General features: G+C 65.5%; 22 protein-coding genes. 13 read left to right on the plus strand and 9 right to left on the minus strand.

What is annotated here, in order from left to right:
* Positions 1-169: 169 nt before the first annotated feature.
* Both hisI and QRN25_RS07410 read right to left on the minus strand, forming a co-directional pair.
* The gene (gene hisI / locus QRN25_RS07405; protein WP_285018335.1) at positions 170-562 is read right to left on the minus strand and encodes a phosphoribosyl-AMP cyclohydrolase; all 393 of its coding nucleotides are present in this window, start codon (positions 560-562) and stop codon (positions 170-172) included.
* 362 nt (positions 563-924) lie between these two features.
* Complete coding sequence (locus tag QRN25_RS07410; protein ID WP_285018336.1) at positions 925-1,665, minus strand: ComF family protein; 741 nt, start codon at positions 1,663-1,665, stop codon at positions 925-927.
* Between the two features lie 86 nt (positions 1,666-1,751).
* Between QRN25_RS07410 and QRN25_RS07415 the strand changes: the two genes are divergently transcribed.
* Entirely contained in the window at positions 1,752-2,510 is a 759-nt protein-coding gene (locus tag QRN25_RS07415) for a methyltransferase domain-containing protein (RefSeq protein ID WP_285018337.1), read from the plus strand.
* Between the two features lie 110 nt (positions 2,511-2,620).
* On the opposite strand, the gene ppdK is transcribed toward QRN25_RS07415, so the two are convergent.
* The 3 genes from ppdK to QRN25_RS07430 are packed head-to-tail and all read right to left on the minus strand — an operon-like array spanning position 2,621 to position 8,449.
* Complete coding sequence (gene ppdK / locus QRN25_RS07420) at positions 2,621-5,284, minus strand: pyruvate, phosphate dikinase (RefSeq protein ID WP_285018340.1); 2,664 nt, start codon at positions 5,282-5,284, stop codon at positions 2,621-2,623.
* 55 nt (positions 5,285-5,339) lie between these two features.
* On the minus strand, positions 5,340-7,550 hold the full coding sequence (glyS, locus tag QRN25_RS07425) for a glycine--tRNA ligase subunit beta (protein WP_285018342.1): 2,211 nt from the start codon (positions 7,548-7,550) through the stop codon (positions 5,340-5,342).
* The gene (locus QRN25_RS07430; RefSeq protein WP_285018343.1) at positions 7,547-8,449 is read right to left on the minus strand and encodes a glycine--tRNA ligase subunit alpha; all 903 of its coding nucleotides are present in this window, start codon (positions 8,447-8,449) and stop codon (positions 7,547-7,549) included. Before QRN25_RS07430 ends, glyS begins: the two co-directional genes overlap by 4 nt.
* 187 nt (positions 8,450-8,636) lie before the next feature.
* On the opposite strand from QRN25_RS07430, the gene QRN25_RS07435 reads away from it, so the two are divergent.
* From QRN25_RS07435 to QRN25_RS07470, 8 genes are all read left to right on the plus strand, one after another.
* Positions 8,637-8,909: a hypothetical protein gene (locus QRN25_RS07435; protein WP_285018345.1), complete on the plus strand. Its 273-nt coding sequence runs from the start codon at positions 8,637-8,639 to the stop codon at positions 8,907-8,909.
* Between the two features lie 2 nt (positions 8,910-8,911).
* The gene (locus QRN25_RS07440) at positions 8,912-9,109 is read left to right on the plus strand and encodes a helix-turn-helix transcriptional regulator (protein ID WP_271183357.1); all 198 of its coding nucleotides are present in this window, start codon (positions 8,912-8,914) and stop codon (positions 9,107-9,109) included.
* Complete coding sequence (locus QRN25_RS07445; RefSeq protein WP_285018349.1) at positions 9,093-9,749, plus strand: hypothetical protein; 657 nt, start codon at positions 9,093-9,095, stop codon at positions 9,747-9,749. The genes QRN25_RS07440 and QRN25_RS07445 overlap by 17 nt, the downstream gene beginning before the upstream one ends.
* A 43-nt stretch (positions 9,750-9,792) precedes the next feature.
* A complete protein-coding gene (locus QRN25_RS07450; protein ID WP_285018352.1) occupies positions 9,793-10,701 on the plus strand; it encodes a TraB/GumN family protein in 909 nt (302 codons plus the stop codon).
* A 3-nt stretch (positions 10,702-10,704) separates the two neighbouring features.
* Positions 10,705-11,568 carry a TraB/GumN family protein gene (locus tag QRN25_RS07455; RefSeq protein WP_285018646.1) on the plus strand — a complete coding sequence of 288 codons (864 nt, stop codon included), beginning with the start codon at positions 10,705-10,707 and terminating at the stop codon, positions 11,566-11,568.
* A 269-nt stretch (positions 11,569-11,837) separates the two neighbouring features.
* Complete coding sequence (locus QRN25_RS07460) at positions 11,838-12,446, plus strand: 50S ribosomal protein L25/general stress protein Ctc (protein WP_008831870.1); 609 nt, start codon at positions 11,838-11,840, stop codon at positions 12,444-12,446.
* A gap of 98 nt (positions 12,447-12,544) precedes the next feature.
* Positions 12,545-13,120 carry an aminoacyl-tRNA hydrolase gene (gene pth, locus QRN25_RS07465; protein WP_285018356.1) on the plus strand — a complete coding sequence of 192 codons (576 nt, stop codon included), beginning with the start codon at positions 12,545-12,547 and terminating at the stop codon, positions 13,118-13,120.
* A gap of 132 nt (positions 13,121-13,252) precedes the next feature.
* On the plus strand, positions 13,253-13,672 hold the full coding sequence (locus QRN25_RS07470; RefSeq protein WP_285018358.1) for a PEP-CTERM sorting domain-containing protein: 420 nt from the start codon (positions 13,253-13,255) through the stop codon (positions 13,670-13,672).
* Between the two features lie 52 nt (positions 13,673-13,724).
* On the opposite strand, the gene QRN25_RS07475 is transcribed toward QRN25_RS07470, so the two are convergent.
* Positions 13,725-15,230, minus strand: a complete 1,506-nt coding sequence (locus QRN25_RS07475) for a tetratricopeptide repeat protein (protein WP_285018359.1) — start codon at positions 15,228-15,230, stop codon at positions 13,725-13,727.
* Between the two features lie 131 nt (positions 15,231-15,361).
* Here QRN25_RS07475 and ychF point away from each other — a divergent pair, with 131 nt between their 5' ends.
* Positions 15,362-16,462, plus strand: a complete 1,101-nt coding sequence (gene ychF, locus QRN25_RS07480; protein ID WP_036523078.1) for a redox-regulated ATPase YchF — start codon at positions 15,362-15,364, stop codon at positions 16,460-16,462.
* Positions 16,463-16,658: 196 nt separating this feature from the next.
* Here the strand turns inward: ychF and QRN25_RS07485 are convergent, their stop codons facing one another.
* Entirely contained in the window at positions 16,659-17,075 is a 417-nt protein-coding gene (locus QRN25_RS07485) for a MerR family transcriptional regulator (RefSeq protein WP_285018362.1), read from the minus strand.
* 40 nt (positions 17,076-17,115) lie between these two features.
* Here QRN25_RS07485 and QRN25_RS07490 point away from each other — a divergent pair, with 40 nt between their 5' ends.
* Positions 17,116-17,877 carry a MauE/DoxX family redox-associated membrane protein gene (locus QRN25_RS07490; protein WP_285018364.1) on the plus strand — a complete coding sequence of 254 codons (762 nt, stop codon included), beginning with the start codon at positions 17,116-17,118 and terminating at the stop codon, positions 17,875-17,877.
* A gap of 3 nt (positions 17,878-17,880) precedes the next feature.
* Here the strand turns inward: QRN25_RS07490 and QRN25_RS07495 are convergent, their stop codons facing one another.
* On the minus strand, positions 17,881-18,393 hold the full coding sequence (locus QRN25_RS07495; RefSeq protein ID WP_285018365.1) for a hypothetical protein: 513 nt from the start codon (positions 18,391-18,393) through the stop codon (positions 17,881-17,883).
* Between the two features lie 489 nt (positions 18,394-18,882).
* On the minus strand, positions 18,883-20,223 hold the full coding sequence (locus tag QRN25_RS07500) for a hypothetical protein (RefSeq protein WP_285018367.1): 1,341 nt from the start codon (positions 20,221-20,223) through the stop codon (positions 18,883-18,885).
* A 302-nt stretch (positions 20,224-20,525) separates the two neighbouring features.
* Here QRN25_RS07500 and gyrA point away from each other — a divergent pair, with 302 nt between their 5' ends.
* Together gyrA and QRN25_RS07510 are read left to right on the plus strand one after the other, a co-directional pair.
* Positions 20,526-23,276, plus strand: a complete 2,751-nt coding sequence (gene gyrA / locus QRN25_RS07505; protein WP_285018368.1) for a DNA gyrase subunit A — start codon at positions 20,526-20,528, stop codon at positions 23,274-23,276.
* The gene (locus tag QRN25_RS07510) at positions 23,273-23,614 is read left to right on the plus strand and encodes a DUF952 domain-containing protein (protein ID WP_285018370.1); all 342 of its coding nucleotides are present in this window, start codon (positions 23,273-23,275) and stop codon (positions 23,612-23,614) included. The genes gyrA and QRN25_RS07510 overlap by 4 nt, the downstream gene beginning before the upstream one ends.
* Positions 23,615-23,879: the final 265 nt, after the last annotated feature.

The following is a 23,879-nucleotide window of genomic DNA, read 5'->3' on the forward strand; positions in this document are numbered from 1 at the left end:
GACGGCGTTTCCGGTAGCGCAGGGACAGTCCGGGTCTTCGAACGGACGCGTGGGTGCATGGCCACGGCTGAAACCGCATTCCGGCCCACGACGCCGACCCGATACACTGAAGCGACGTGTACGGCGCCGCTCCGGATGTTGCGGCATATAACCTATTTGGCGATAAATGTCAAGAATGCGGCGGATGATCCCCGGTGCGCTCCAGCACTTCGCCATCAAGCCGCCGATAGAAGCAGCTGCGCGCACCGGTGTGGCAGGCCGGACCTTCCGGCGTCACGCGCAGTTCCAGCGCGTCCTGATCGCAATCGACGCGAATTTCCTCGACGCGCAGGAAATGGCCCGAGGTCTCACCCTTCAGCCACAGCTTGCCGCGCGAGCGCGAATGGAAGTGCGCCAGCCCCGTCTCGCGCGTCTTCGCCAGCGCCTCGGCGTCCATGTAGGCGACCATCAGGATCTCGCGCGTGCGCGAATCGACGGCAATGGCGATCAGCAATCCCTGGGCGTCGAAGCGCGGCAGGAACGCTGTTCCCAGTTCACGCTCGGCGGCTGTCACGTCTGTCATCCTCGGACTAATCCCTGTTCCCGCTAACAGCGGCATAATTGTTGCACCACAGCCACAGCAAGGGACCAAAATCCACGTCAGTCAGCGAAGTCTCTTTCCAAAAAAGACGATTCGATGAATTCTGGCTTTGCAGCTGGGGGGCTGCTTCTGACCCACAGGTCGCTCGCAGGCAAGTGTTCGGCAAGGAACACCGGTCTGAAACGGAAAGCGGGCCACGGTTCAGGGAATGCTTTGATGAGGGATCGGACCAGGCGGTATCAGGGGCACCGCTGAACTGCGCAAGCAGGGTTCAAACAGTTTCGTCACGAGGACGCCCGGAACTCACAAGGTTCCGGGCGTTTTCGTATTTAGGGCGAATCGCCTCAGGTCACATCGAGAGCTTCATCCAGCACGCGGGCGAAGCAGGCGATCACCACACGCTCCGCCCCTGCCCGCTTCAGCGCCGAGACGCAGGCATCGCTGGTGGCACCGCTGGTCAGCACGTCATCGACGAGGACCACCTTCGCACCTTTCAGCGCTGCCTTCCGCTTCGGATGGACGGCAATCGCACCCGACAAGGCCCGCTTGCGTGCCAGCTTGCCCATGCCGCCCAGCGAGCGCGTCGCCTTGCGCCGCACCAGCGTATCGACCGCGAGGCCCGCGCCGCTGCGCCGCCCGATCTGCCGGGCCAGCTCCGCCGCCTGATTGTAGCCGCGTTTCCACAGCCGCCAGCGATGCAGCGGCACCGGCACCAGCAACCAGTCGGCATCGACGAAGGGCAGCTTGGGCACCATCAGCCCGGCCATCATCGGTGCCAGCGCGATGCGATTCCCGTGCTTGAACGCCAGCACCAGCTTGCGCGAAGGTTCGTTGTAGAGCGTCGCGGCCGCGATCCCGGCATGGCGCGGAGGATCGGCGAGGCACGGGGCGCACGTGCCGCCCTCCGGCATCGTGTCGCCGAAAGGCCGCTGGCAGGCCGCGCAGGCCGGATCGCCCGGGATCGCCAGCGTACTCCAGCAATCCGCACAGAGCCCCGCCGCTGAGCCTATCGCCGCCCCGCACAGCGGGCAACGCGGCGGAAACACGAGATCGACGAGCGGTGCGAGTATGTGTCCCAGGCCCATGGCGCGATCCTATGCACGCCCGGTTGCGGGACAAGCACGCCACGAGGGCATTGCAAGGTTTTCATCGACGCGGCAGGGGAGCATCCATGGCAACCAAGGCTCCCCCCCGCATCTTCTCCCCCGCCCGCCGCGCCGCGCTGCGCCGCCGGATGCTCAGGCTCCAGCAGCAGCCGGATGCGCCGCGCTACCTGATCGACGACATGGTGGAGGACGTGCTCGAACGCCTCTCTTTCCTGCGCTTCGAACCGAAGACGGCGCTGGTTGTCGGCGATTACTCGGGCGCGCTGGCTCTGGCGCTACGGGCGCAGGGTGTGACGGTGACCGAAGTGGACCCGGCCATCGGCTTTGTCGAGGAACAGCCCTGGCCGTTCGACGGCTTCGACCTCATCGCCAGCCTCGGCACGCTGGACACCGTCAACGACCTTCCCGGCGCCTTCGTCCATGCGCGTAAGGCGCTGGCGCCGGGCGGCGTGCTGATCGCCAGCTTCCTCGGCTCCGGGAGCCTGCCGGTCATGCGCGAGGTGATGCTGGCGGCGGACGGGGATCGCCCTGCCCCGCGCCTTCACCCCTCGGTGGACGTACGGGCGGGTGCGCAGCTGCTCCAGCGGACGCTCTATGCCGACCCGGTGGCGGACCATCGCCATCTGGACGTGGGGTTCCGCAGCCTCGAACGCCTCGTCGGCGACTTGCGCGCACAGGGTCTTGCCAATGTGCTCGCCGATCCCGGCCCGGCGCTGGGCAAGGCGGGGCTTGCGCGGGCGCACGATGCGTTTGCGGCCGCCGGTGAAGGCGGCCGCACGGTCGAGCGGTTCGAGATCATGACGCTGTCCGGCTGGAAGCGCTGAACCCATAAATCTCATCGTCATTGCGAGGACCGAAGGTCCGAAGCAATCCAGAGCGGCCTAAACCGTCCTGGATTGCTTCGCTTCGCTCGCAATGACGAACGCTGGCTTGCTTACGCCAGCGCCGCCTGAGCCGCCGCCAGACGCGCGATCGGCACGCGGTAGGGCGAGGCCGAGACGTAATCCAGACCCACCTTCTCGCAGAACGCGATCGAGGCCGGGTCGCCGCCGTGCTCGCCGCAGATGCCGAGCTTGAGGTCGGCATAGGTCGCACGGCCGCGCTCGGCGCCGAGCTGGACCAGCTGGCCCACGCCCTCGATGTCGAGGCTGACGAAAGGATCGCGCGGGTAGATGCCCTTCTCGACGTAGGGGCTGAGGAAGCGCGCGGCATCGTCGCGCGAGACGCCCAGCGTGGTCTGCGTCAGGTCGTTGGTGCCGAACGAGAAGAACTTCGCCTCTTCCGCGATCTCGCCCGCCATCAGTGCCGCGCGCGGCAGTTCGATCATGGTGCCCACGAGATAGTCGAGCGTCTTGCCCTTCTCCTCGAACACCTTGGCCGCGGCCTGATCGACGACCTTCTTGAGGATCGCCAATTCGCGCTTGGTGGCGACGAGCGGGATCATCACTTCCGGCACGATCGCCTCACCCGATGCCGAGGCGACGTCGCAGGCTGCCTCGAAGATGGCGCGGGCCTGCATCTCGTAGATTTCGGGGAAGGTGATGCCGAGGCGGCAACCGCGATGGCCGAGCATCGGGTTGAACTCGTGCAGTTCGTCCGCGCGGCGCTTGAGCGTATCCACGCCGATGCCGATCGCGTCCGACAGCTCCGCGAATTCCGCGTCGCTGTGCGGCAGGAATTCGTGCAGCGGCGGGTCGAGCAGGCGGATGGTGACGGGCAGGCCCGCCATCACCTCGAAGATCGCCTGGAAGTCGGCGCGCTGTTCGGGGAGCAGCTTGGCCAGCGCTTCGCGGCGTCCCTTCTCGTCCTCGGCCAGGATCATCTGGCGCACGGCGGAGATGCGGGTGGCGTCGAAGAACATGTGCTCGGTACGGCACAGGCCGATGCCCTCGGCACCGAACTGGCGCGCCATCTTGCAGTCGGCGGGCGTCTCGGCGTTGGTGCGCACCTTCATGCGGCGGTGCTTGTCGGCCCACTCCATGAGCGTGCCGAAATCGCCCGCCAGTTCCGGCTCGATGGTGGCGACTTCGCCCGCCATGATCTCGCCGTTGGCGCCGTCGAGGGTGATGAGGTCGCCCTCCTTCAGCTCGCGGTTGCCGATGCGCAGGGTGCGGGTCTTCATGTCGATCGACAGCCCCGATGCGCCCGAGACGCAGGGACGGCCCATGCCGCGCGCCACGACCGCCGCGTGGCTGGTCATGCCGCCGCGTGCGGTGAGGATGCCCTTCGCCGCATGCATGCCGTGGATGTCCTCAGGCGAGGTTTCCACGCGGACGAGGACGACCGCCTCGCCCATTTCCGCGCGCTTCTCGGCGGTGTCGGCGTCGAGCACGATCGCGCCCGAAGCCGCGCCCGGCGATGCGGGCAGGCCCTTGCCGAGAATGTCGCGCGGCGCCTTGGGGTCGAGCGTGGGGTGAAGCAGCTGATCGAGCGCCATCGGATCGACGCGCTTGATCGCGGTAGCTTCGTCGATCAGGCCTTCCTCGACCATGTCGACGGCCATCTTGAGCGCAGCCTTGGCGGTGCGCTTGCCCGAGCGGGTCTGCAGCATCCACAGCTTGTTCTGCTGCACCGTGAACTCGATGTCCTGCATGTCGCGGTAGTGCTTTTCGAGCAGGTCGAACACGGCGGCGAGTTCGGCGTATGCCTCGGGCATCGCCTCTTCCATCGACAGCGGCTTGGCCCCGGCGCGCTCGCGCGCGGCCTTGGTCAGGTACTGCGGGGTGCGGATGCCGGCGACGACGTCCTCGCCCTGCGCGTTGACCAGCCATTCGCCGTAGTAGGCGCGCTCGCCGGTCGCCGGGTCGCGGGTGAACGCGACGCCGGTGGCCGAAGTGTCGCCCATGTTGCCGAAGACCATGGCCTGCACGTTGACGGCGGTGCCCCAGTCACCGGGGATGTCGTTGAGGCGGCGGTAGACCTTGGCGCGGTCGGCGTCCCAGCTGTCGAACACGGCCTGGATCGCGCCCCACAGCTGCTCCTGCGGGTCCTGCGGGAACGGCTTGCCCAGTTCACGCTCGACGATCGCGGTGTATTCCTTGACCAGCTTGCGCCAGTCGTTCGCGGTCAGTTCGACGTCGTTGTCGTAGCCGTTGTCTTCCTTGGCGATCTCCAGCGCTTCCTCGAACAGATGGTGTTCGACGCCGAGCACGACGTCCGAATACATCTGGATGAAGCGACGGTAGCTGTCCCACGCAAAGCGGTCGTCACCCGAAGTAGCGGCGAGACCCTCCACGGTCACGTCGTTCAGGCCGAGGTTCAGCACGGTGTCCATCATGCCCGGCATCGAGACGCGCGCGCCCGAGCGGACCGAGACCAGCAGCGGATCAGTAGAATCACCGAAGGACTTGCCGACCGACTTTTCGATATGGGCCAGCGCCTCGGCCACTTCGGCCCGCAGTTCGTCCGAGAAGTTCGCGCCCTCCGCGAGATACTTCACGCATTCTTCGGTGGTGATGGTGAAGCCGGGAGGCACCGGCAGGCCGATTCCGGCCATCTCGGCAAGGTTCGAACCCTTGCCCCCGGTGATCACCTTGTCCTTCGCGCGCGGATCGTCGTGCTTTACGCCGCCGCCGAACGTGTAGACCTGCTTAGTCATTAGTCCCAAATCTCCGGGATTTTTGCGCAAGAATGCAGACCGTGGGGAAACCCTCCTACCCCTCGATCCGCGAGAAATCCGCTACGTTGTGCACCGCAGCACGGAAGCGATCAAGCAGTGCAAGACGAGATGTTCTTTTTATGGAGTCAGTATCGTTGACTGTCACCTGATCAAAGAACCCGTCAATAGGTGCGCGAAGCGATGCCAGCGCACTCATTGCACTTGCGAAATCTTCTGCAGCAACGGCTGTGGCTGCCCGAGGTTCCGCAGCATCGAGCGCGTCGATCAACGCCTGTTCCGCCGGTTCGGCCGGATAGCCGAGCCCCGAACCCGCTGCAGCATAGATTTCCTGCATGTCGGGATCGTCCACGTTTTCGAGCGGGTCCTCGTCACCGGTATGCGGGTGCGCGGGTGCAGCATCGGACGCCGACCAGTTCTCCTTGCGCAGGATGTTGGCGGCGCGCTTGTAGCCCGCGAGAAGGTTCGCCCCGTCCTCGCTGCCGACGAACGCCTGCAGCGCATGAACCCGGGCGAGCAGGCGAACGAGATCGTCCTCGCCACCAACGCCGAATACGGCATCGATCAGGTCATGACGAACGCCTGCCTCCTTCTGCTGAACCTTGAGGCGGTCAATGAAGAAGTCCACAAGACCAGCATCGTTCGTGCAAATTTCGCTCAGAAACGCTGAGGAAAGTTGTGGTTGAACGTCGGAAAATTCTGCAATGCCGGTATGAGCGACATCGCCCGCCAGCGTCTCTAAGGTATCGTCCAAGCTGAACCGCAGCCGGTTTTCAAATATCAAGCGCAGAACGCCAAGAGCCGCACGCCGAAGTGCAAATGGATCCTTCGACCCAGTCGGCTTTTCGCTAATGGCGAAGAAGCACATCAGCGTATCCAGTTTATCTGCCAGCGCCACAGCCACCGTCACCGGCGCGGTGGGGACTTCGTCGCCCTGCCCGACCGGCTTGTAGTGGTCGCGGATGGCGTCGGCCACGGCGTCGCGCAGGCCCTCGGCGCGGGCGTAGTAGCCGCCCATGAGGCCCTGCAGTTCGGGGAACTCGCCGACCATCTCGGTGACGAGATCGGCCTTGCACAATTCCGCCGCCTGACGCGCCAGTACGGGATCGCAGTTCGGGACGATGCCCTCACTCGCCAGCCACTCGGCCAGCTTGGCCACGCGCTCGACCTTGTCGGCGACGGTGCCCAGCTTCTCGTGGAAAGTGATGCGGGCCAGCTTCTTCGCCTGATCCGCCAGCGAAACCTTGCGGTCCTGCTGCCAGAAGAAGCGCGCGTCGGACAGGCGCGCGGCCAGAACCTTGCGGTTGCCCGCGACGATGCCCACGCCGCCGTCGGTGGCGTCGATGTTGGCGGTGCAGACGAAGGCGTCGGCGAGATTGCCGTCAGCGTCTTCGCAGACGAAATACTTCTGGTTGACGCGCGCGGTCAGCTGGATCGTCTCGGGCGGGACTTCGAGGAACGCCTCGTCGAAACGGCCGAGCAGCGGCACCGGCCATTCGGTGAGGCCGGCGTTCTCGATCACCAGCCCCTCGTCCTCGACCAGCTTGAGGCCGGCGGCGGCGGCGACGTTGCGGGCCTCGTCGCGGATCAGGTCCTGACGCTCGACATGGTCGACGATGACATGGCAGGCGGACAGCTTGCGGGCATAGTCATGCGCGCCGCCGATGGTGATCTCGCCGGGCGCGTGGAAGCGGTGGCCCTTGGTGGCATAGCCCGAGCGGATGCCGCCGACTTCGCACTCGACAAGATCCTCGCCCAGAATGGCGACGATGCCGGAGAGCGGACGCACCCAGCGCAGCGAATCCGTGCCGATCGACGCGGCGCCCCAGCGCTGCGACTTGGGCCAGGGGAAGGCGCGCACGATGGCGGGGATCGCCTCGGCCAGCACGTCCTTCACGGCGCGGCCGGGCTTCTCGACGACAGCGAAGTAGGTGTCCTTGCCCTTGACGTCGCGGACTTCGAGCTGGTCCTTCGTCAGGCCGGTCTTGCGCAGGAAGCCATCGAGCGCCTGTTCGGGCGCGCTGGTGGCGGGGCCTTTGGTCTCCTCGCTGACGGCCTCGGTTACGTCGGGCAGGCCATTGGCGATCAGCGCGAGACGGCGCGGCGTGGACCACACGGTGATCTGGCCGGGCGTGACGCCTGCGGCCGCGAGTTCCTTGCGGAACAGTTTTTCCAGATCGGCGCGCGCGCCCGCCTGCATGCGGGCGGGGATTTCTTCACTGCGCAGTTCGAGAAGGAAGTCGGTCATACGCTCCACCCGGGGAACTTGGCTTCCCACTTGTCCTTGTTCACGTCGATCCACGCCTGACACGATCCCTTGGCGAGATCACGCACGCGGGCCATATAGCTGGCGCGTTCCTGCACCGAGATCACGCCGCGCGCCTGTAGCAGATTGAACAGGTGCGACGCCTCGATCGCCTGATCGTAGGCTGCGAGCGGCACCTTGGCGTCGATGCAGCGCATGCACTCGGCCTCGGCGGCCTTGAAGCCGGCGAACAGCGCATCGGTGTCGGCGATCTCGAAGTTGTACTTCGACTGCTGCTGCTCGTTGGCGAGGAAGACGTCGCCGTAGCTCACGCCTTCGTTGTTGAAGCGAAGGTCGTAGACCGAGTCCACGCCCTGAATGTACATCGCCAGACGTTCGAGGCCGTACGTCAGTTCGCCCGCGACGGGCTTGCAGTCGAAGCCGCCCATCTGCTGGAAGTAGGTGAACTGCGTCACTTCCATGCCGTCGCACCAGACTTCCCAGCCCAGACCCCAGGCGCCCAGCGTCGGGCTTTCCCAGTCGTCCTCGACGAAGCGGATGTCGTGCTCCAGAGGATCGACGCCGATCTCGGCGAGGCTCTGCAGGTACAGTTCCTGAAGGTTCTCCGGGTTCGGCTTCAGGATCACCTGATACTGGTAGTAGTGCTGCAGCCGGTTCGGGTTCTCGCCGTAGCGCCCGTCGGTCGGGCGGCGCGAGGGCTGGACATAGGCAGCCTTCCACGGCTCGGGACCGAGCGCGCGCAGCGTCGTGGCGGGGTGGAAGGTGCCTGCGCCCATGCGCATGTCGTAAGGCTGCAGGATAAGGCAGCCCTGCGCGCTCCAGAAGTTGTGGAGCGTCAGGATCATGTCCTGGAAGCTGAGCGGCTGTTTGGCGGCGGTCATCGGGGTTCCGTCGAATTCTTGAATGCGCGGCCTTTGGCGGATCGGGGCTGTCAAATCAACAACACAAAGCATTGCGGTTCAGCCTCCGTGATCGGGCAATGTCAGGTTTTGTTGACACAGTCAGCGAATCGCGACATAAAGTAAGGCATACCTGACATATGGTCAGGACTTCATGACGAGGTGCATCATGACCCGTTTCGCAAAGAGCGTCACCGTCCGCAGCGTTCTGGAAACCCTGTTCTTCGGCAAGCCCGGTGCCAGCGCCGAGGAACGCCGCAATTACCTCTGCTGGGGACACCCCGCCCCGCGCGCCGAGCACAAGGTCATTGTGCTGCTGGCGATGGCGCTTGCTGCACTCGCCGTGGCGCTGATCGCTTTCGAGGCGGATGCCGCTCCCCGATCGCATTCACACAATGCCGAGCCCGTCTCGCGCATAGTGGTCCTCGCCCCGCTGGCCTGAGCGTGAACAACCGGCTGAAAGTGCTGCGCGCGGAGCGCAACTGGAGCCAGGCCGAGCTGGCCGAACGCCTCGACGTGTCCCGCCAGGCGGTGAACGCGATCGAGACCGGCAAGCACGACCCCTCGCTCCCCCTCGCCTTCCGCATCGCGCGGCTGTTCGCCCTTTCCATCGAGGAGATATTCGATGACGGACATCGCTGAGACAAAGAAGCCGCTCGGCTCCGTGGGAGTCGCCTTGAGGCTGGGCGGCGGCTTCTTCCTTGCGATCTTCGGCGCCGGGATCGCTGCAGGCGTGCTTGCCGCGTGGCGCGAACATGGCGAGTTCCGCACCGGCGTTGTGATCGGCCTCGGGCTGGCCGCGCTAGCGCTGGTCGGCGGAGGATGGCTGATATTCTCGGCGCGACGCACCCTCACGTTGCCGCGCAGTCCGCAGGTTCGGCGTTCACGGATCGCGCTTTATGCTTCGCTCGGCATATCGACGATTATCGGGGTGGCCGCCGGGTTTGCATGGCAGATGCAAGTCAGTCACGCCGATCCGGCGCATGGCATTGCGAACATGTTTTCAGCAACGCCCTTGAGCCTTCCGCTTACGCTGACAGTGCTGGCTGCGTGGATCGTCACGGTCGCCTTGTCGCTTTACTGGCACACCACCCTCGATGAAATAGAGCGTGCCGAATATGAATTCGGTGCGATGGCCGGGCTTTATGCCTTCGTCACCGTGGCGCCTGCGTGGTGGCTGGCCTGGCGCGGCGGGCTGCTGCCCGAACCGAACGGCGTCGCGATCTGCCTGATGGTCTGCATCGTCTGGTGCATCGGGTGGGGCTGGCGCCGCTGGCGCTGATCCGTTCATCCATCCTTACAGTCTCCTGCCCGATAGGAACGCCATGACCCCCGCCCGCATCCGCCTTCGCAACTGGCTTGGCTCGACCCTGCTCGCCTTCACTGCCCTGTCGTCCCCGCTCGCCTCGGCGCAGGAAGCCGCGCAAGCCTCTGCGGTCCGCCCGGCGCTCTGGAAAGTCGCGGACGAGGACACCACGATCTGGCTGTTCGGCACGATCCACGTCCTGCCCGAGCAGGTGGACTGGTACGCCGGTCCGGTCGCCAAGGCGCTCGACAGCGCGCAGGAATTGGTGACCGAGATACCCATAGACGACACCGAACAGGCGCAGGGCACGATCCTGCAGATGGCTGCGCGCAAGGATGGCAAGTCCCTGCGCGACACGCTCTCCGCCAAGGAGCGCACCGCCTACGAGGGCGCGCTGACATCCATCGGCATCCCGGCGCAGGCTTTCGACGCCAACGACGCCTGGTTCGCTGCACTGATGCTGACGCTGATCCCGCTCAAGACCGCAGGCTACAGCACCGAGACCGGGATAGACCAGCAGGTCGCCGCCAGGGCGCGGGCGCGGCATCTGGCCAACCATGCCTTCGAGACCGTCGACTACCAGATCGGCCTGTTCGACAATCTCTCCGAGCCGACCCAGCGCGCCTATCTTGACGAAGTGGTCGAAGCGCTGCCCGACGTGAAAACCGACGTCGACAGGATGGTCGCCGCGTGGAAGGCAGGCTATGCCGACCACCTCGCCGAACTGATGAACGAGGACGAGAGCGACCCCGAAATCCGCAAGGTGCTGATCACCGACCGCAATGCCAATTGGGCGAAGTGGCTCAAGGAGCGGCTCGACAAGCCGGGCACTGTGTTCGTCGCGGTGGGCGCCGGACATCTCGCCGGGCCGGGCAGCGTGCAGGACCAGCTTGCGGCGGCGGGCATCTCCTCGACCCGGGTGCAGTAAGTGATGCGCTCCATTGCCGTGCTGCTGGCGATCGTCGGGTTGGGCGCCGGGCTTGTCGCCTGTTCGAGCGAGCCCCAGCAGGCCAACCCCGCGTTGTGGCGGGTCGAGGACGGTCGGGGCCACGTTGGCTGGCTCTTCGGCACGATCCACAGCGCCGAGCGCCCCCTCGCCTGGCGCACGGCGAAAGTCGGTTCCGCACTGGACGAAGCCGGATCGATCATGGTCGAAGTCGGCAACCTCGCGAACGAGGCGGAAGTCGCCGCCACTTTCGAAAGCCTCGCGCGCAGCGAGAACGAACCGCCGCTTTCCGAACGCGTACCGCCGAAAGACCGCGCCGCTCTGGCCACTTTGCTGAAAAAGAGCGGCCGGGGCGACGACGACTTCGCGGCGATGGATACCTGGGCCGCAGCCCTGACGCTCGCCCGCGCAGGGGCTGACGAAGGCGATACCCGCAACGGTGTCGACCGCGCCGTGATCGCGGCGGCGGGGCAAAGGCCGGTGGTCGAACTCGAAGGCGCTGCCGCGCAGCTCGGCCTGTTCGACGCCCTGCCCGAGCGCGAGCAGCGCGACCTCCTCGCCGCCGTCGTCGCCGAGGCCGCCTATCCCGAACGCGATCTTTCGGCCAGCTGGCGCAAGGGCGACATGAACGCGATCGAGGCGGAGACCCGCTCGGGCCTGCTCGCCGACCCGGAACTGCGCGCAGTGCTGTTCACCGGCCGCAACCGACGCTGGACCGGCCGGATCGCACGGGCGGTTCGCTCGGGCAGCAAGCCGTTCGTGGCTGTCGGCGCAGCGCACATGGCCGGGCCTGAGGGATTGCCCGCAATGCTGACGGCCGAGGGGTTCACGGTCACGCGGGTGGAGTGAGGCTTTGGGGGCTTCGACAAGCTCAGCCTGAGCGGAATTGGGAGATTTATTCCAACCCCGCTCACCCTGAGCTTGTCGAAGGGTCGCAACCGCCCCCTCAAACGCCGCGACATCCCGCCCACGGACGCACGAACGGCTTGCTTTTCCGCCCGTCTCCCAGTAAGGGCCGCGCCTTCCTGTCATGGTCATCCCTGGAGGCGTGGCAGGACGGTGCGCACCGATGAGCGGCGCGTCATCGCATTATTATCCAGTTTTGAAAGGCAAGATCCATGAGCGATACGCTTAACCTGCCGGCCGAGACGCGTGATCGGGCTGGCAAGGGAGCCTCCCGTGCACTGCGTCGTGAAGGTCGCGTCCCCGCCGTCATCTACGGTGGCAACGAAGAGCCCCTCGCGATCCACGTCCAGGAAAAGGAGCTGTCTCGCCAGCTCGGAACCGGCCACTTCTTCAACTCGATCATCGAAGTCGAAGTCGACGGCAAGAAGTTCCGCACCCAGCCCAAGGACGTTGCCTTCCACCCGGTCAGCGACCGTCCGCTCCACGCCGACTTCCTGCGTCTCGCCAAGGGCGCGACCGTGCACGTCAACGTGCCCGTCGTGTTCGAGAACGAAGAGCTGTCGCCGGGCCTGAAGCGCGGCGGCGTGCTGAACATCGTTCGCCACGACCTCGAACTGGTCTGCGACGCCGAGAAGATCCCGCACGAGATCACCATCGACGTGACCGGCTTCGACGTGGGCGAATCGATCCACATCAGCCACGTCAAGCTGCCCAAGGGCGTCGAGAGCGCGATCACCGACCGTGACTACACGATCGCGACGATCGCTGCTCCCTCTGCCCTGCGCAGCGAAGAAGGCGAAGCAGCGGCCGAGGCCGAGTAAGCTTCTCCTGCTTTCGGGTAGAAAACGGCCTCTCCCACCCCGCGTGGGAGGGGCCTTTTCTTTTCATGCAGCCGCAAGGACGCAGGCAAGGAATACGGATGGCCACGCAGCTTTGGGTCGGTCTGGGCAATCCCGGTCCGCAGTATGTCTTCAACCGCCACAACGTCGGCTTCATGGTTGCCGACGCGATCGCCGAGATCCACGGCTTCGGCCCGGTCCAGAAGAAGTTCCAGGGCTGGCTGCAGGAAGGCCGCATCGGCAGCTACAAAGTGCTGCTGCTCAAGCCCGCCACTTTCATGAACGAGAGCGGCCGCTCGGTGGGCGAGGCGATGCGCTTCTACAAGCTGGACTTGTCCGCCCTCACCGTCTTCCATGACGAACTCGACCTCGCGCCGTTCAAGGTGAAGGTGAAGCAGGGCGGCGGCCATGCCGGGCACAACGGGCTGCGCTCGATCGACCAGCACCTCGGGGCGGAGTTCCGCCGCGTGCGGCTCGGCATAGGCCATCCTGGGCACAAGGACCGCGTCCACGGCTATGTGCTGGGCAACTACGCCAAGGCCGAGATGGACCCGCTGGCCGACATGCTGGGCGCGGTGGCGGCGGAAGCGGATCGGCTTGCGAACGGCGACGACGCCCGCTTCATGAACGACGTGGCGCTGCGCCAGCAGGACTGAAGGGCGTCGAGTTAGCTTACATATGGATCGCTTCACCCCTACCTGATTCAATGAAATTGGCGGAAATCGGCGATTGGCACGGTGATTGCATATTGGCGGTCAACCAACACGGGTAACTGGGGTAAGACTACGATGATCCGCAAGACTCTGATCGCACTCACGATCACCGCCGGCGCAACCGTCGCCATGGCCTCGCCTGCACAGGCGACCTGGTGGAAGGGCGGCAGCGGGCACACGCACTCCTGTGATTGCGGCGACAAGACCGGCAAGAAGATGTGCGGAGGCAGCACCTCCACCAGCAGTTCGACCTCAGGTGGCACCACCACCACTTCGGGTGGCACGACTTCGGGTGGCACGACCACTTCCACGTCTGGCGGTTCGACCTCTGGTGGCACCACTACGACGACCTCCGGCGGCACCACCTCGACCTCGGGCGGTTCGAGCGGTGGTTCCTCGGGCGGCACCGCGGTTCCGGAGCCGGGCATGCTGGGCATGCTGGGTGCGGGCCTGATCGGCCTGGCCTACGCACGCCGCCGCAAGGCCCGCGCCTGATCACTCTGACGGCCTGGCGGGGCTAAGGGAGCTACAAAAGGCCGTCGCCGGATCACCCGGCGGCGGCCTTCGCCTTTTTCAGCGCGCGCGCGATCGCACGGTTGGCGGGATCGAGATCGGCGGCTTTCTCAAGCAGTCGCTGCGCCTCGCCGAGATCGCGCCCCGCCACGACGCGCACCAGTCCGGCGACATAGAGATAGTCCGGATTGTCGCTGCCCAGCGCTACCGCCTTGTCGGCAGCGCGGATGGCGGCATTCCCCTCACCCAGCCCGCTTCGCGCGAAGGCGAGGCGCTTGAGCACCTCCGGGTCCTCACCGCGCATCAACAGTCTCTCGTAAATCCCCGCCGCCGTGGCCCAGCGCTGCCCGGCGATGGCGGATTCGCCTTGGCCGACCAAGGCCATCGTCTCCTTGAGCCGCGCCGGATCGAGCCGCGCCTGCAGCGCCGCCGCCTCGGGCGCGCCGACCGCGCGGGCAGCCTGTTCGGCAGCTTCCAGCACCTGCGGCCCCGCCAGCGTCGATGCCGCGAGCGGCTTCAGATTCGCCCATGCGCCCTGACCGTCGCCGGTCGCCAGCTGCGACGCACCCAGCATCAGCCGCGCATAGGGATTGCCCGGAAGCGCCAGCACCGCCCGCCTGAAGATCACCCGGGCTTGCTCCGCATGGCCCAGCTGCAGCAATGCCTCGCCATAGCGCATGCTCAGCGTGGACCCTGCCGCCAGTTCGGATTCGCGCGTCTGGAGCGTGGTGCGGATCTTCTCCCACTGCCCTTGTTCGGACAGCAGCTGGATTCGCATTACCTCCACCTCCGGGTCGTCAGGCGCGACTTCGGCAGCCTGATCGACCAGCTTCGATGCCTCGTCCACTTTGCCCAAACCGTCGTAATGCTCGGCCAGCGCCAGCATCGGCGCCGCACGGTCGGGAAACGCATCGATAGCCCCGCGATAGGCGCGCGCGGCATCCTCTTCGCGGCCCTGCGCCGATGCCAGATCGCCTGCCATCACCAGTGCCTCATACGATCGTGGCGCGATGCGCTGCATCTCTCCAAGCAGCGAAGCCGCGCGCGCCAGGTCACCGTTCTCCAGCAGATAGCGGGCGTAGGATTGCGCCAGCCGGATATCGCCCCCCGCTTTCATTCCCTTTTCGAAGGCATCGCGGGCGGCCTCTTCGTCTCCCAGTGCCAGTTGCGCCTCGGCGCGCACGCGCCATCCGTCCACCGAGGTCTCGTTGCCAAGCGTCGCCAGTGCCGCCTTTGCGTCACCGCGCAGCAGGGCGACTTCGGCCTTCATTCGGGCCGTATCCTTGCCCCCTGCCCGTTCGAGCCGTCCGATCGCCCCTTCGGCCCCGTCCGGATCGCCGAGCCGCAGTTGCGTCTCCACCAGCAGTGCCAACATCGCGGCATCCGTGGGCCTGTCTTTCAGCGCGGAGGCCACTTCCACACGCGCCCGCTGGTAGTTCCCGGCGGCGAAGTCCTCTCGCGCCTTGGCGTAAAGGTTTTCAGGACTGTCGCCGCAAGCCGCCAGGGCGACGAGGGCGACGAGCGGAAGGGCTATGCGCATGGTGCTCTTCATGGCGGAGGACTTACGTGGAAGACCTGAAATTTCCGTCAACCGCCTGCAACCGCTCTCGCTCTGGCCAAGCGCCCCGCACCCGGCTATGGGCGCGCCTTAAACAGTTTTCGGAGTTTTCGATGGGTTTCCGTTGCGGAATCGTGGGTCTGCCCAATGTCGGCAAGTCGACCTTGTTCAATGCGCTGACCGAGACGCAGGCGGCGCAGGCGGCCAACTATCCGTTCTGCACGATCGAGCCCAACGTCGGGCAGGTCGGCGTTCCCGACCCACGCCTCGACGCGCTGGCGGAAATCGCGGGTTCGGCCAAGATCATCCCGACCCAGCTGTCGTTCGTGGACATCGCCGGTCTCGTGCGCGGCGCGTCCAAGGGTGAGGGTCTGGGCAACCAGTTCCTCGGCAACATCCGTGAGGTAGACGCGATCATCCACGTCCTGCGCTGCTTCGAGAACGACGATATCCAGCACGTCGACAACAAGGTCGATCCCATCGCCGACGCGGACACCGTCGAGACCGAACTGCTGCTCTCCGACCTCGAAAGCCTCGAGAAGCGTGTGCCCGCTGCCCAGAAGAAGGCGACGCAGGGCGACAAGGAGGCCAAGATCGTGGCGTCCGTGCTCGGCCAGGCGCTCGACCTGCTGCGCGACGGCAAGCCCGCGCGCCTGACGCAGCCCAAGGACGAGGACGAAGCCCGCGTCTTCGCCCAGGCCCAGTTGATCACCGCCAAGCCGGTGCTCTACGTCTGCAACGTCGAAGAAGAAGCCGCCGCCGAGGGCAATGCCTTCTCCGCGCGGGTATTCGAGAAGGCCAAGGCCGAAGGCGCGAGCGCCGTCATCGTCTCGGCCGCGATCGAGGCGGAACTGACCGGCATGGACATGGAGGACCGCATGGTCTTCCTCGAGGAGATGGGCCTTGCCGAGGCCGGTCTCGCGCGCATCATCCGCGCCGGTTACGAACTGCTCGAACTGCTGACCTTCTTCACCGTCGGCCCCAAGGAAGCGCGCGCCTGGACCGTGCACAAGGGTGCCAAGGCCCCCGAGGCTGCGGGCACCATCCACTCCGACATGCAGCGCGGCTTCATCCGCGCCGAAACCATCGCCTACCCCGACTTCATCGCCTGCAAGGGCGAGGCGGGCGCCAAGGAAGCGGGCAAGTTCCGCCAGGAAGGCAAGGAATACGTCGTCGCCGACGGCGACGTGATGCACTTCCGCTTCAACGTCTGAGTAAACGCAGAATAACCGTCGTCCCGGACTTGATCCGGGACCGCTGGCAGTCTTCAGGCGCGACTTGTCAAGGATGCGCCCTGCGGCGATCCTTCAATTCCATCGTCGTCATTCCCGCGAAAGCGGGAACCCATCTCCTGACGGTTCGTGTTGCACCGGCATCAGATGGGTCCCCGCCTTCGCGGGGATGACGGTTCTATATTAGGCAACACTCGCCCTCCTCGAACGCCGCGATGATCGGGCATGGTCCGGTGTCGCTTCCGGCGCATTCCCGAGCCAGCTTGTGCAAGGCGTCCCGCGCCCGTTCGAGGCGGGCGATCTCCTCATCCAGATGCGCGATCCGCGCCTGCGCCATGGCCCGCGCCCGCGCGCGGTCGTCGCTGGCGTCGAGGCCGAGCAGTTCGGCGATCTCGTCGAGGATGAACCCCGCATCCTTCGCCGCCCTCACGAAACGCAGGCGCCGCACGTCCTCCTCGCCGTAATGCCGCTGGCCTTTCGCACCCCCGGTGCTGGCCGGGCGCGGGTCGTGGAGGAGGCCCTTACGCTGATAGAAGCGCACGGTCTCGACACCGACGCCCCCGGCATGGGCGAGTTGGGAAATCGTCAGGGCCACGCTTGACTCCGTACTAGGGTACGGAAGTTATAAGCATGGCATGAGCGATCACCAAGCCCCCGCCAGAACCGCCGTGCTGTATCGCATGGTCATGGAAAAACACGTCTGCCCCTACGGCCTCAAGGCCCGCCACTTGCTGAAAAGCCGGGGCTATCGCGTCGAAGACCACTGGCTGACCAACCGCGACGAAGTTGACGCCTTCAAGGCAGAGCACGGCGTCGCCACCACCCCGCAGATCTTCATCGATGGCGAACGCATCGGCGGCCATTCCGACCTCAAGCGCTTCCTCGGGCTCGATGATCAGGCCAAGCGCATGAGCTATGCGCCGGTGCTCTGGGTGTTCGGAACCGCCGCGGCCATCGCGCTCGCCGTCAGTTGGACTGCGCTCGGCTCGCCGTTGACGGCCCATGCGGCCGAGTGGTTCGTGGCGATCACGATGATGCTGCTGGCGATGCTCAAGCTGCAGGACATCGAGACTTTCTCCTCGATGTTCCTGGGCTATGATCTGCTGGCGCGGCGATACGTGCCTTACGCCTATGCCTATCCGTTCCTGGAATGGTTCGCGGGCGCCTTCATGGCGGCGGGCGTGCTGAACTGGCTGTCGATCCCGGTGGCGCTGGTCATAGGCGGCGTCGGCGGAGCCTCGGTATTCTACGCGGTCTACGTCCAGAAGCGCGAGTTGAAATGCGCCTGCGTCGGCGGATCGGGCAGCGTGCCGCTAGGCTTCGTGTCGCTGATGGAGAACGTGTTCATGGTCGCCATGGCGCTGTGGATGCTGCTGAAACCGATGGCCATGGGGTGAAGCTCAGCTGCGGCAGCGCATGACCCCGTCGGCGCGGTAAGCCACGCGCTCCTGGGAATCGTGGACGATCAGGCGGGCGGGCCAGGTCTGCTGGTCGCTGGCGTTCCCCGAGTCAGGGAGCCGCACGATATCGACCCAGCTGGAAAGCCCAACATATGTCGTGCGGGCACCGCCGGGCAGATCGGCGCTCTCGTCTTTCGCGGCGAAGCGCTTGAGGTCGGGACCGACGCGCATGAAACCTTCGCCGCTGGTGGCGATGAAGATCGGGCCACGCTTTCCGGCGTCCTCTTCTTCGACCACGTCCTTCTCGAAATTGCACCCGGGCTTGTCGAGCCCATAGCGGTCCATGTCGAGTTCGGTGATCGGGATCGGCACGATGGGCTTGAAGGGTTCCTTGCTCATGCGTTCGACCATGGCGACGTCATGCGCGTTCTCGGCCGCCTCCTCGGCAGGGGTTTCCTTGCCGCAGCCTGCCAAGAGAGCGAGCCCCCACAATACCATCGCGTGTTTTCGCATCATTCCCGCCCGAAAAATTTCTCTATGTCGTTCTGGGCAGGTTCGACCAAGCCAACGGCAGAACCACGAGCCGAAATGCCTGATTTCCAATACCCATCATGATGACAACGCGGATTGCAGGCAGAAGCTCCGAAGTAGCTGATTTGGCGAGCAAGAAGCGCAGTGCGGTCGAGGGGAACCCCAACGCCCTAAGGGACATCGCCTTCGTAAATGACGAATTTTGCGGCAGGATTCCGCACGCAATACAAGTTGAAGTCTTCTGCAGGTAAACGTCGCTCTTCAATTGTCGCTCCGAACGGGAGACAGAAGCTCTCACCACATGGACCAACAGACATGCCTGAACAGGCGACAAGAGAGCGAAAGGGTATGACTTTCGACCAGACGATCGCAATACGGAGGAATTGCAGCTACTTGGACTGCCCTCACCTCGAACCAACAAAAAGGGCGCCGGTTTTCCGGCGCCCTTCTCGTTCAGGCAGAAGCGAAAGCTCAGTTCGCTGCAGGAGCCGTCGCCGCAGCAGGCGACGCCTTGCTCTTGGCATAGGCCGACCACAACTTGGCGACAGGCGCGCGGGTGCCGGTAACCTTGGCGAAGTTCGCTTCCGCATCGGCGTACTTGCCCTGCAGAGCCTGCGACATGCCGAGACGCAGCGCGACCTTGCTGGCATCAACGCCCGGCATCGACGCGGCCTTGGCGTAAAGTGGCTCAGCCTTGGCGGCCTGATCGTAGCTCAGGAACACGTCTGCGGCACCGACCACGGTAGCAGCAGTCGCGCCCGGCTTGTTGGCGTCACGCTCAGCGGCGGGCAGCGAGGCTTTGTCCGCTGCGACGCGGCCGTCGGTGTTGGCCTTGTCCGGCACGTCTCCGGCGACCAGCTTGCCCTTGGCGATGCCGTCGGCCATGACCTTGCTCGCTTCGCCCGGGAATGCGCGCGGATCGGCGTTCTCGAGGTATTCGAAGTAGTCGCGCTTGTCGTTCATCGAACCGGTGAGGAACATCAGGCGCATCAGGTCGAGGTTCTGGTCGCGCGGCAGCGAGGCCAACTGGCGCACCACCGAGATCGCGGTGTTCCAGGTGCCCGGGTAATACTGGCCGAGCATCGCCGCATATTCGGTCGACGGGGCAAGCTGCTTGGCGGTGTAGGTCTGCTGGAGGACCGAGCGCAGCGCGGTTTCCGAAGGCGCCTGGCCCTTGGCCTGCGCGGCGGCAACATCGTCCTTGGCCATCTGCAGGGCGGCCTCGGGGTTGTTGTTGCGCTTGTAGGCATCGGCGAGGACCGCATCGAGCTGGCCCGACGAATCGACGAAGCCGCCGTCCTTCGCCGCCTTCAGGTACGTCGCAGCGCTGGCGTAGTCCTTGAGCTGGTAGGCGGTGATGCCGGCATCGTAGTTGGTCTTGCCGACTTCCTCGGCGGGCAGCTTGCCGCTGGAGAGCAACATCTTGTTGCCTTCCTGCTTGGTGGCGAGATCCTGCGAGATGATGCCGAAGTTGCGCATCATCGAGCCGAGCGCGTTCTTGTCGTCGGGCGTGGTTGCGGCCGGCACGGCGGCCTGGAACGCGGCCTTGCCGTCACCGCCGACGGCGGCGTCGAAGGCGGCCTTGGCCTTGGCCATCGCCTCGGGGGTCTGCTGGCCGCCGAGCGCGGCGATCGCGGCTTCCATGGCCTTCTGCAGCGGCTGGGCGACCTTCACGAACTCGGGGGAGAACTTGCCGCCTGCGGCTTCCTTCTCCTTCTTCGCGGCCATCGCGGGGGTGGCGACCGTCAGCGCCATACCGCTCGACAGGAGGGCGGCAAGAGCGACACGGGAAACAAGGAACTTGCGAGCCATCAAGGCTACTCCTCTCAAGGACAAACGAAATCCCGCCGAAACGGGATGAAAATAAGGCGGTCGCCGGTTTGGCCGGGAATTCGGCCCTTGGCAACCATGCGAGCGAATTAGCTTTTAGCCACTGAACGCGCATTGAATGCAATTCGTCGCAGCCGTTCAGGTTCCCCGCGCGCGTGCGTTCCTTATATGTGGAAAACGGCACGCATCGCCCCTCGCCGCCCCCGGTTCCGGTGGCTTTCCCCTGGCGCATGTCCTAGTGCGGTCCATCATTCTCCTTCCGTAGCAAAAGCGATCCAACCCGCGTGAGCGACGACACCAACGATATCCAGCCCGTAGGCCCCGAGGGCGAATTCACCCGCATCGACATCGTCGACGAGATGAAGACGAGCTACCTCGACTACGCGATGAGCGTGATCGTCAGCCGCGCCCTGCCCGACGTGCGCGACGGCCTGAAGCCGGTGCACCGCCGCATCCTCTATGCCTCGCAGGAAGGCGGCTTCGTCGCCGGGCGTCCTTATCGCAAGTCGGCCAAGATCGTCGGCGACGTGATGGGCAACTACCACCCGCACGGCGACAGCGCGATCTACGACGCCCTTGCGCGCATGACGCAGGACTGGTCGATGCGCGTGCCGCTGATCGACGGTCAGGGCAACTTCGGCTCGATGGACCCCGATCCGCCGGCCTCGATGCGCTATACCGAGGCGCGCCTCGCCCGCGTCGCCAATTCGCTGCTCGACGATCTCGACAAGGACACCGTCGATTTCGCCGACAACTACGACGGTTCGCGTCAGGAACCGACCGTGCTTCCGGCGCGCTTCCCGAACATCCTCGTCAATGGCGCGGGCGGCATCGCGGTCGGCATGGCGACCAACATCCCGCCGCACAACCTGGGCGAAGTGATCGACGGTTGCTTCGCGATGATGGAAAACCCCGGCATCACGTCCGAGGAACTGTTCCAGATCATCCCCGGTCCGGACTTCCCCACCGCCCCGCTGATCCTGGGCCAGCACGGCGCCCGGCTCGCCGCCACCACCGGGCGCGGCTCGATCATCCAGCGCTGCCGCAGCCACGTCGAGGAAGGGCGCGGCAGCCGCAAGGATTCGCGCTCGATCGTCCTCACCTCGATCCCCTACCAGGTCGGCAAGTCCAATCTGGTCGAGAAGATCGCCGAGGCCGCCAAGGACAAGCGGATCGAGGGCGTCTCCGACATCCGCGACGAATCCAACCGCGAAGGCGTGCGCGTGGTCATCGACCTCAAGCGCGACGCCTCGCCCGAAGTCGTGCTCAACCAGCTGTGGCGCAGCACCCCGGCACAGTCGAACTTCGCCGCGAACATGCTGGCGATCCGCGGTGGCCGCCCCGAGATCATGGCCCTGCGCGACATCCTGCAGGCGTTCATCCAGTTCCGCGAGCAGGTCATCACCCGCCGCACCAAGTTCGAACTGAACAAGGCGCGCGACCGGGCGCACATCTTGCTCGGCCTCGTCGTCGCCGTGTCCAACATGGACGAGGTGGTGAAGATCATCCGCGGCGCCTCCAATCCGGCCGACGCCCGCGCCAAGCTGCTCGCCAAGGAATGGCCGATCGGCGACATCGCGCAGTACATCCGCCTGGTCGAGGCGATCGAGCCCGAGGCCGAAGCCGCCGACGGCATCTACCGCCTGTCCGAAGTGCAGGTGAAGGCGATCCTCGACCTGCGCCTGCACCGCCTGACCGCGCTGGGCCGCGACGAGATCGGCGACGAACTCAAGCAACTCGCGATCGCCATCGAGGAATTCCTCGCCATCCTCGCCGACCGCGTGAAGCTCTACGCCGTCATGCGCGAGGAACTGCAGGCCGTGCGCGACGCCTATGCCACCCCGCGCCTGTCCGAGATCACCGCCGCCTTCGACGGGATCGATGACGAGGACCTCATCGAGCGCGAGGACATGGTCGTCACGGTGACCATGGACGGCTATATCAAGCGCACCGCCCTCTCCGCCTTCCGCGCCCAGAACCGCGGCGGCAAGGGCCGCGCCGGCATGGCCACGAAGGACGAGGATGCGGTGACGACGATGTTCGTCACTTCCACCCACAACCCGGTGCTGTTCTTCTCCACCGCAGGCAAGGTCTACCGCCTCAAGGTCTACAAGCTGCCCGAAGGCGGCCCGACCACGCGCGGACGCCCGATCGTCAACCTGCTGCCGGCGCTCGACAAGGACGAGACGATCCAGACCGTGCTCGCCCTGCCCGAGGATGAGACGGAGTGGAGCGCGCTGTCGGTGGTGTTCGCCACCGCCAAGGGCAACGTGCGCCGCAACTCCATGGATTCCTTTGCGAACATCCCCAGCAACGGCAAGTTCGCGATGCGCTTCGACGAAGGCAGCGACGATCGCCTGATCGGCGTGGCATTGCTGGAAGCCAGCGACGACGTGCTGCTCGCCACCCGCCAGGGCAAGGCGATCCGCTTCCCCGGCGACGACGTGCGCGAATTCACGAGCCGCACGTCCACCGGCGTGCGCGGCATGACGCTGAAGGGTGACGACGAGGTCATCTCGCTCTCGATCCTCCACCGCGTCGGCACCGATGCCGAAGACCGTGAGCAGTATCTGCGCTTCGCCCCGTGGAAGGGCGACAAGGAGGGCGAATCCACCCTCTCCGCAGAGCGCATGGCCGAACTGGAAAGCCGCGAGGAATTCATCCTGACGGTCTGCGCCAACGGTTACGGCAAGCTGTCGTCGGCCTATGAATACCGCCGCACCGGTCGCGGCGGCCAGGGCATCACCAATATCGACAACATCGGCCGCAACGGTCCGGTCGTCGCCAGCTTCCCGGCCACCCGCGCCCAGCAGCTGATGCTGGTCACCGACCAGGCCAAGCTGATCCGCCTGCCGCTCGATTCGCTGCGCGTCATCGGTCGCGGTTCGGCTGGCGTGCGCCTGTTCACCGTCTCCGCAAACGAGCACGTCGTCAGCGCGGTCCGGCTCGACGAGGAACCCGAGGTCGAAGCCCCGGTGACGGACGCTCCGACTTCAGATTCTCCGGCTCCCGAGGCTCCGGAAGCCGAAGCGTGAGCGACAAGGTCGCCTACAAGATCCTGAACGGCGAGCAGCTTTCCCGGCTGCTCGCCGACGGGACCTTCGCCGGAGCGCCAGTCGATCTGGCCGACGGTTACATTCACATGTCCACCGCCGATCAGGCGCAGGGCACGCTGGACAAGCACTTCGCCGGACAGGACGATCTGCATATCGCCGCCGTGGACCTGACCGCGCTGGGCGACACGGTGAAGTGGGAAGTTTCGCGCGGCGGTGCGCTCTTCCCGCACATCTACGCCGACCTGCCGCTATCGGCGGTGATCGTGCACGGCCCGGTCGAGCGCGATGCGGGCGGAGCGCTGCAGCTTCCACGCTGATCGTCATCGCACCCGATCTGTCATCACGACCGATCCGTCATCCCGGCGAAGGCCGGGATCGCTGGCAGCTCTTGAGGCGATAGCGCGCGTCAGGACGTTCTCGCGAGAGGTGGGCTTTTACGGCCAGCGATCCCGGCCTTCGCCGGGATGACGGGCGGGCTCCTTCGATCTTGACATTTATCACCAAATAGGTTGCATGACCCAGCATCCGATCCGGCGATGATCACGCCGGAGAGGTGTATCGGGTCGGCATCGTGGGCCGGGA

The organism is Novosphingobium sp. fls2-241-R2A-195, assembly GCF_030209485.1.
GTDB lineage: Bacteria > Pseudomonadota > Alphaproteobacteria > Sphingomonadales > Sphingomonadaceae > Novosphingobium > Novosphingobium resinovorum.

What these genes read in the sequence shown, in the direction of transcription:
- QRN25_RS07445 (WP_285018349.1), top strand. Translation starts at nt 9,093, where the DNA reads ATGACGGACATCGCTGAGACAAAGAAGCCGCTCGGCTCCGTGGGAGTC.
- glyS (WP_285018342.1), bottom strand. Translation starts at nt 7,550, where the DNA reads ATGACCGACTTCCTTCTCGAACTGCGCAGTGAAGAAATCCCCGCCCGC.
- ppdK (WP_285018340.1), bottom strand. Translation starts at nt 5,284, where the DNA reads ATGACTAAGCAGGTCTACACGTTCGGCGGCGGCGTAAAGCACGACGAT.
- QRN25_RS07460 (WP_008831870.1), top strand. Translation starts at nt 11,838, where the DNA reads ATGAGCGATACGCTTAACCTGCCGGCCGAGACGCGTGATCGGGCTGGC.
- QRN25_RS07435 (WP_285018345.1), top strand. Translation starts at nt 8,637, where the DNA reads ATGACCCGTTTCGCAAAGAGCGTCACCGTCCGCAGCGTTCTGGAAACC.
- QRN25_RS07430 (WP_285018343.1), bottom strand. Translation starts at nt 8,449, where the DNA reads ATGACCGCCGCCAAACAGCCGCTCAGCTTCCAGGACATGATCCTGACG.
- QRN25_RS07495 (WP_285018365.1), bottom strand. Translation starts at nt 18,393, where the DNA reads ATGCGAAAACACGCGATGGTATTGTGGGGGCTCGCTCTCTTGGCAGGC.
- QRN25_RS07490 (WP_285018364.1), top strand. Translation starts at nt 17,116, where the DNA reads ATGAGCGATCACCAAGCCCCCGCCAGAACCGCCGTGCTGTATCGCATG.
- QRN25_RS07470 (WP_285018358.1), top strand. Translation starts at nt 13,253, where the DNA reads ATGATCCGCAAGACTCTGATCGCACTCACGATCACCGCCGGCGCAACC.
- ychF (WP_036523078.1), top strand. Translation starts at nt 15,362, where the DNA reads ATGGGTTTCCGTTGCGGAATCGTGGGTCTGCCCAATGTCGGCAAGTCG.
- QRN25_RS07410 (WP_285018336.1), bottom strand. Translation starts at nt 1,665, where the DNA reads ATGGGCCTGGGACACATACTCGCACCGCTCGTCGATCTCGTGTTTCCG.
- QRN25_RS07500 (WP_285018367.1), bottom strand. Translation starts at nt 20,223, where the DNA reads ATGGCTCGCAAGTTCCTTGTTTCCCGTGTCGCTCTTGCCGCCCTCCTG.
- QRN25_RS07450 (WP_285018352.1), top strand. Translation starts at nt 9,793, where the DNA reads ATGACCCCCGCCCGCATCCGCCTTCGCAACTGGCTTGGCTCGACCCTG.
- QRN25_RS07415 (WP_285018337.1), top strand. Translation starts at nt 1,752, where the DNA reads ATGGCAACCAAGGCTCCCCCCCGCATCTTCTCCCCCGCCCGCCGCGCC.
- QRN25_RS07455 (WP_285018646.1), top strand. Translation starts at nt 10,705, where the DNA reads ATGCGCTCCATTGCCGTGCTGCTGGCGATCGTCGGGTTGGGCGCCGGG.
- pth (WP_285018356.1), top strand. Translation starts at nt 12,545, where the DNA reads ATGGCCACGCAGCTTTGGGTCGGTCTGGGCAATCCCGGTCCGCAGTAT.
- QRN25_RS07475 (WP_285018359.1), bottom strand. Translation starts at nt 15,230, where the DNA reads ATGCGCATAGCCCTTCCGCTCGTCGCCCTCGTCGCCCTGGCGGCTTGC.
- hisI (WP_285018335.1), bottom strand. Translation starts at nt 562, where the DNA reads ATGACAGACGTGACAGCCGCCGAGCGTGAACTGGGAACAGCGTTCCTG.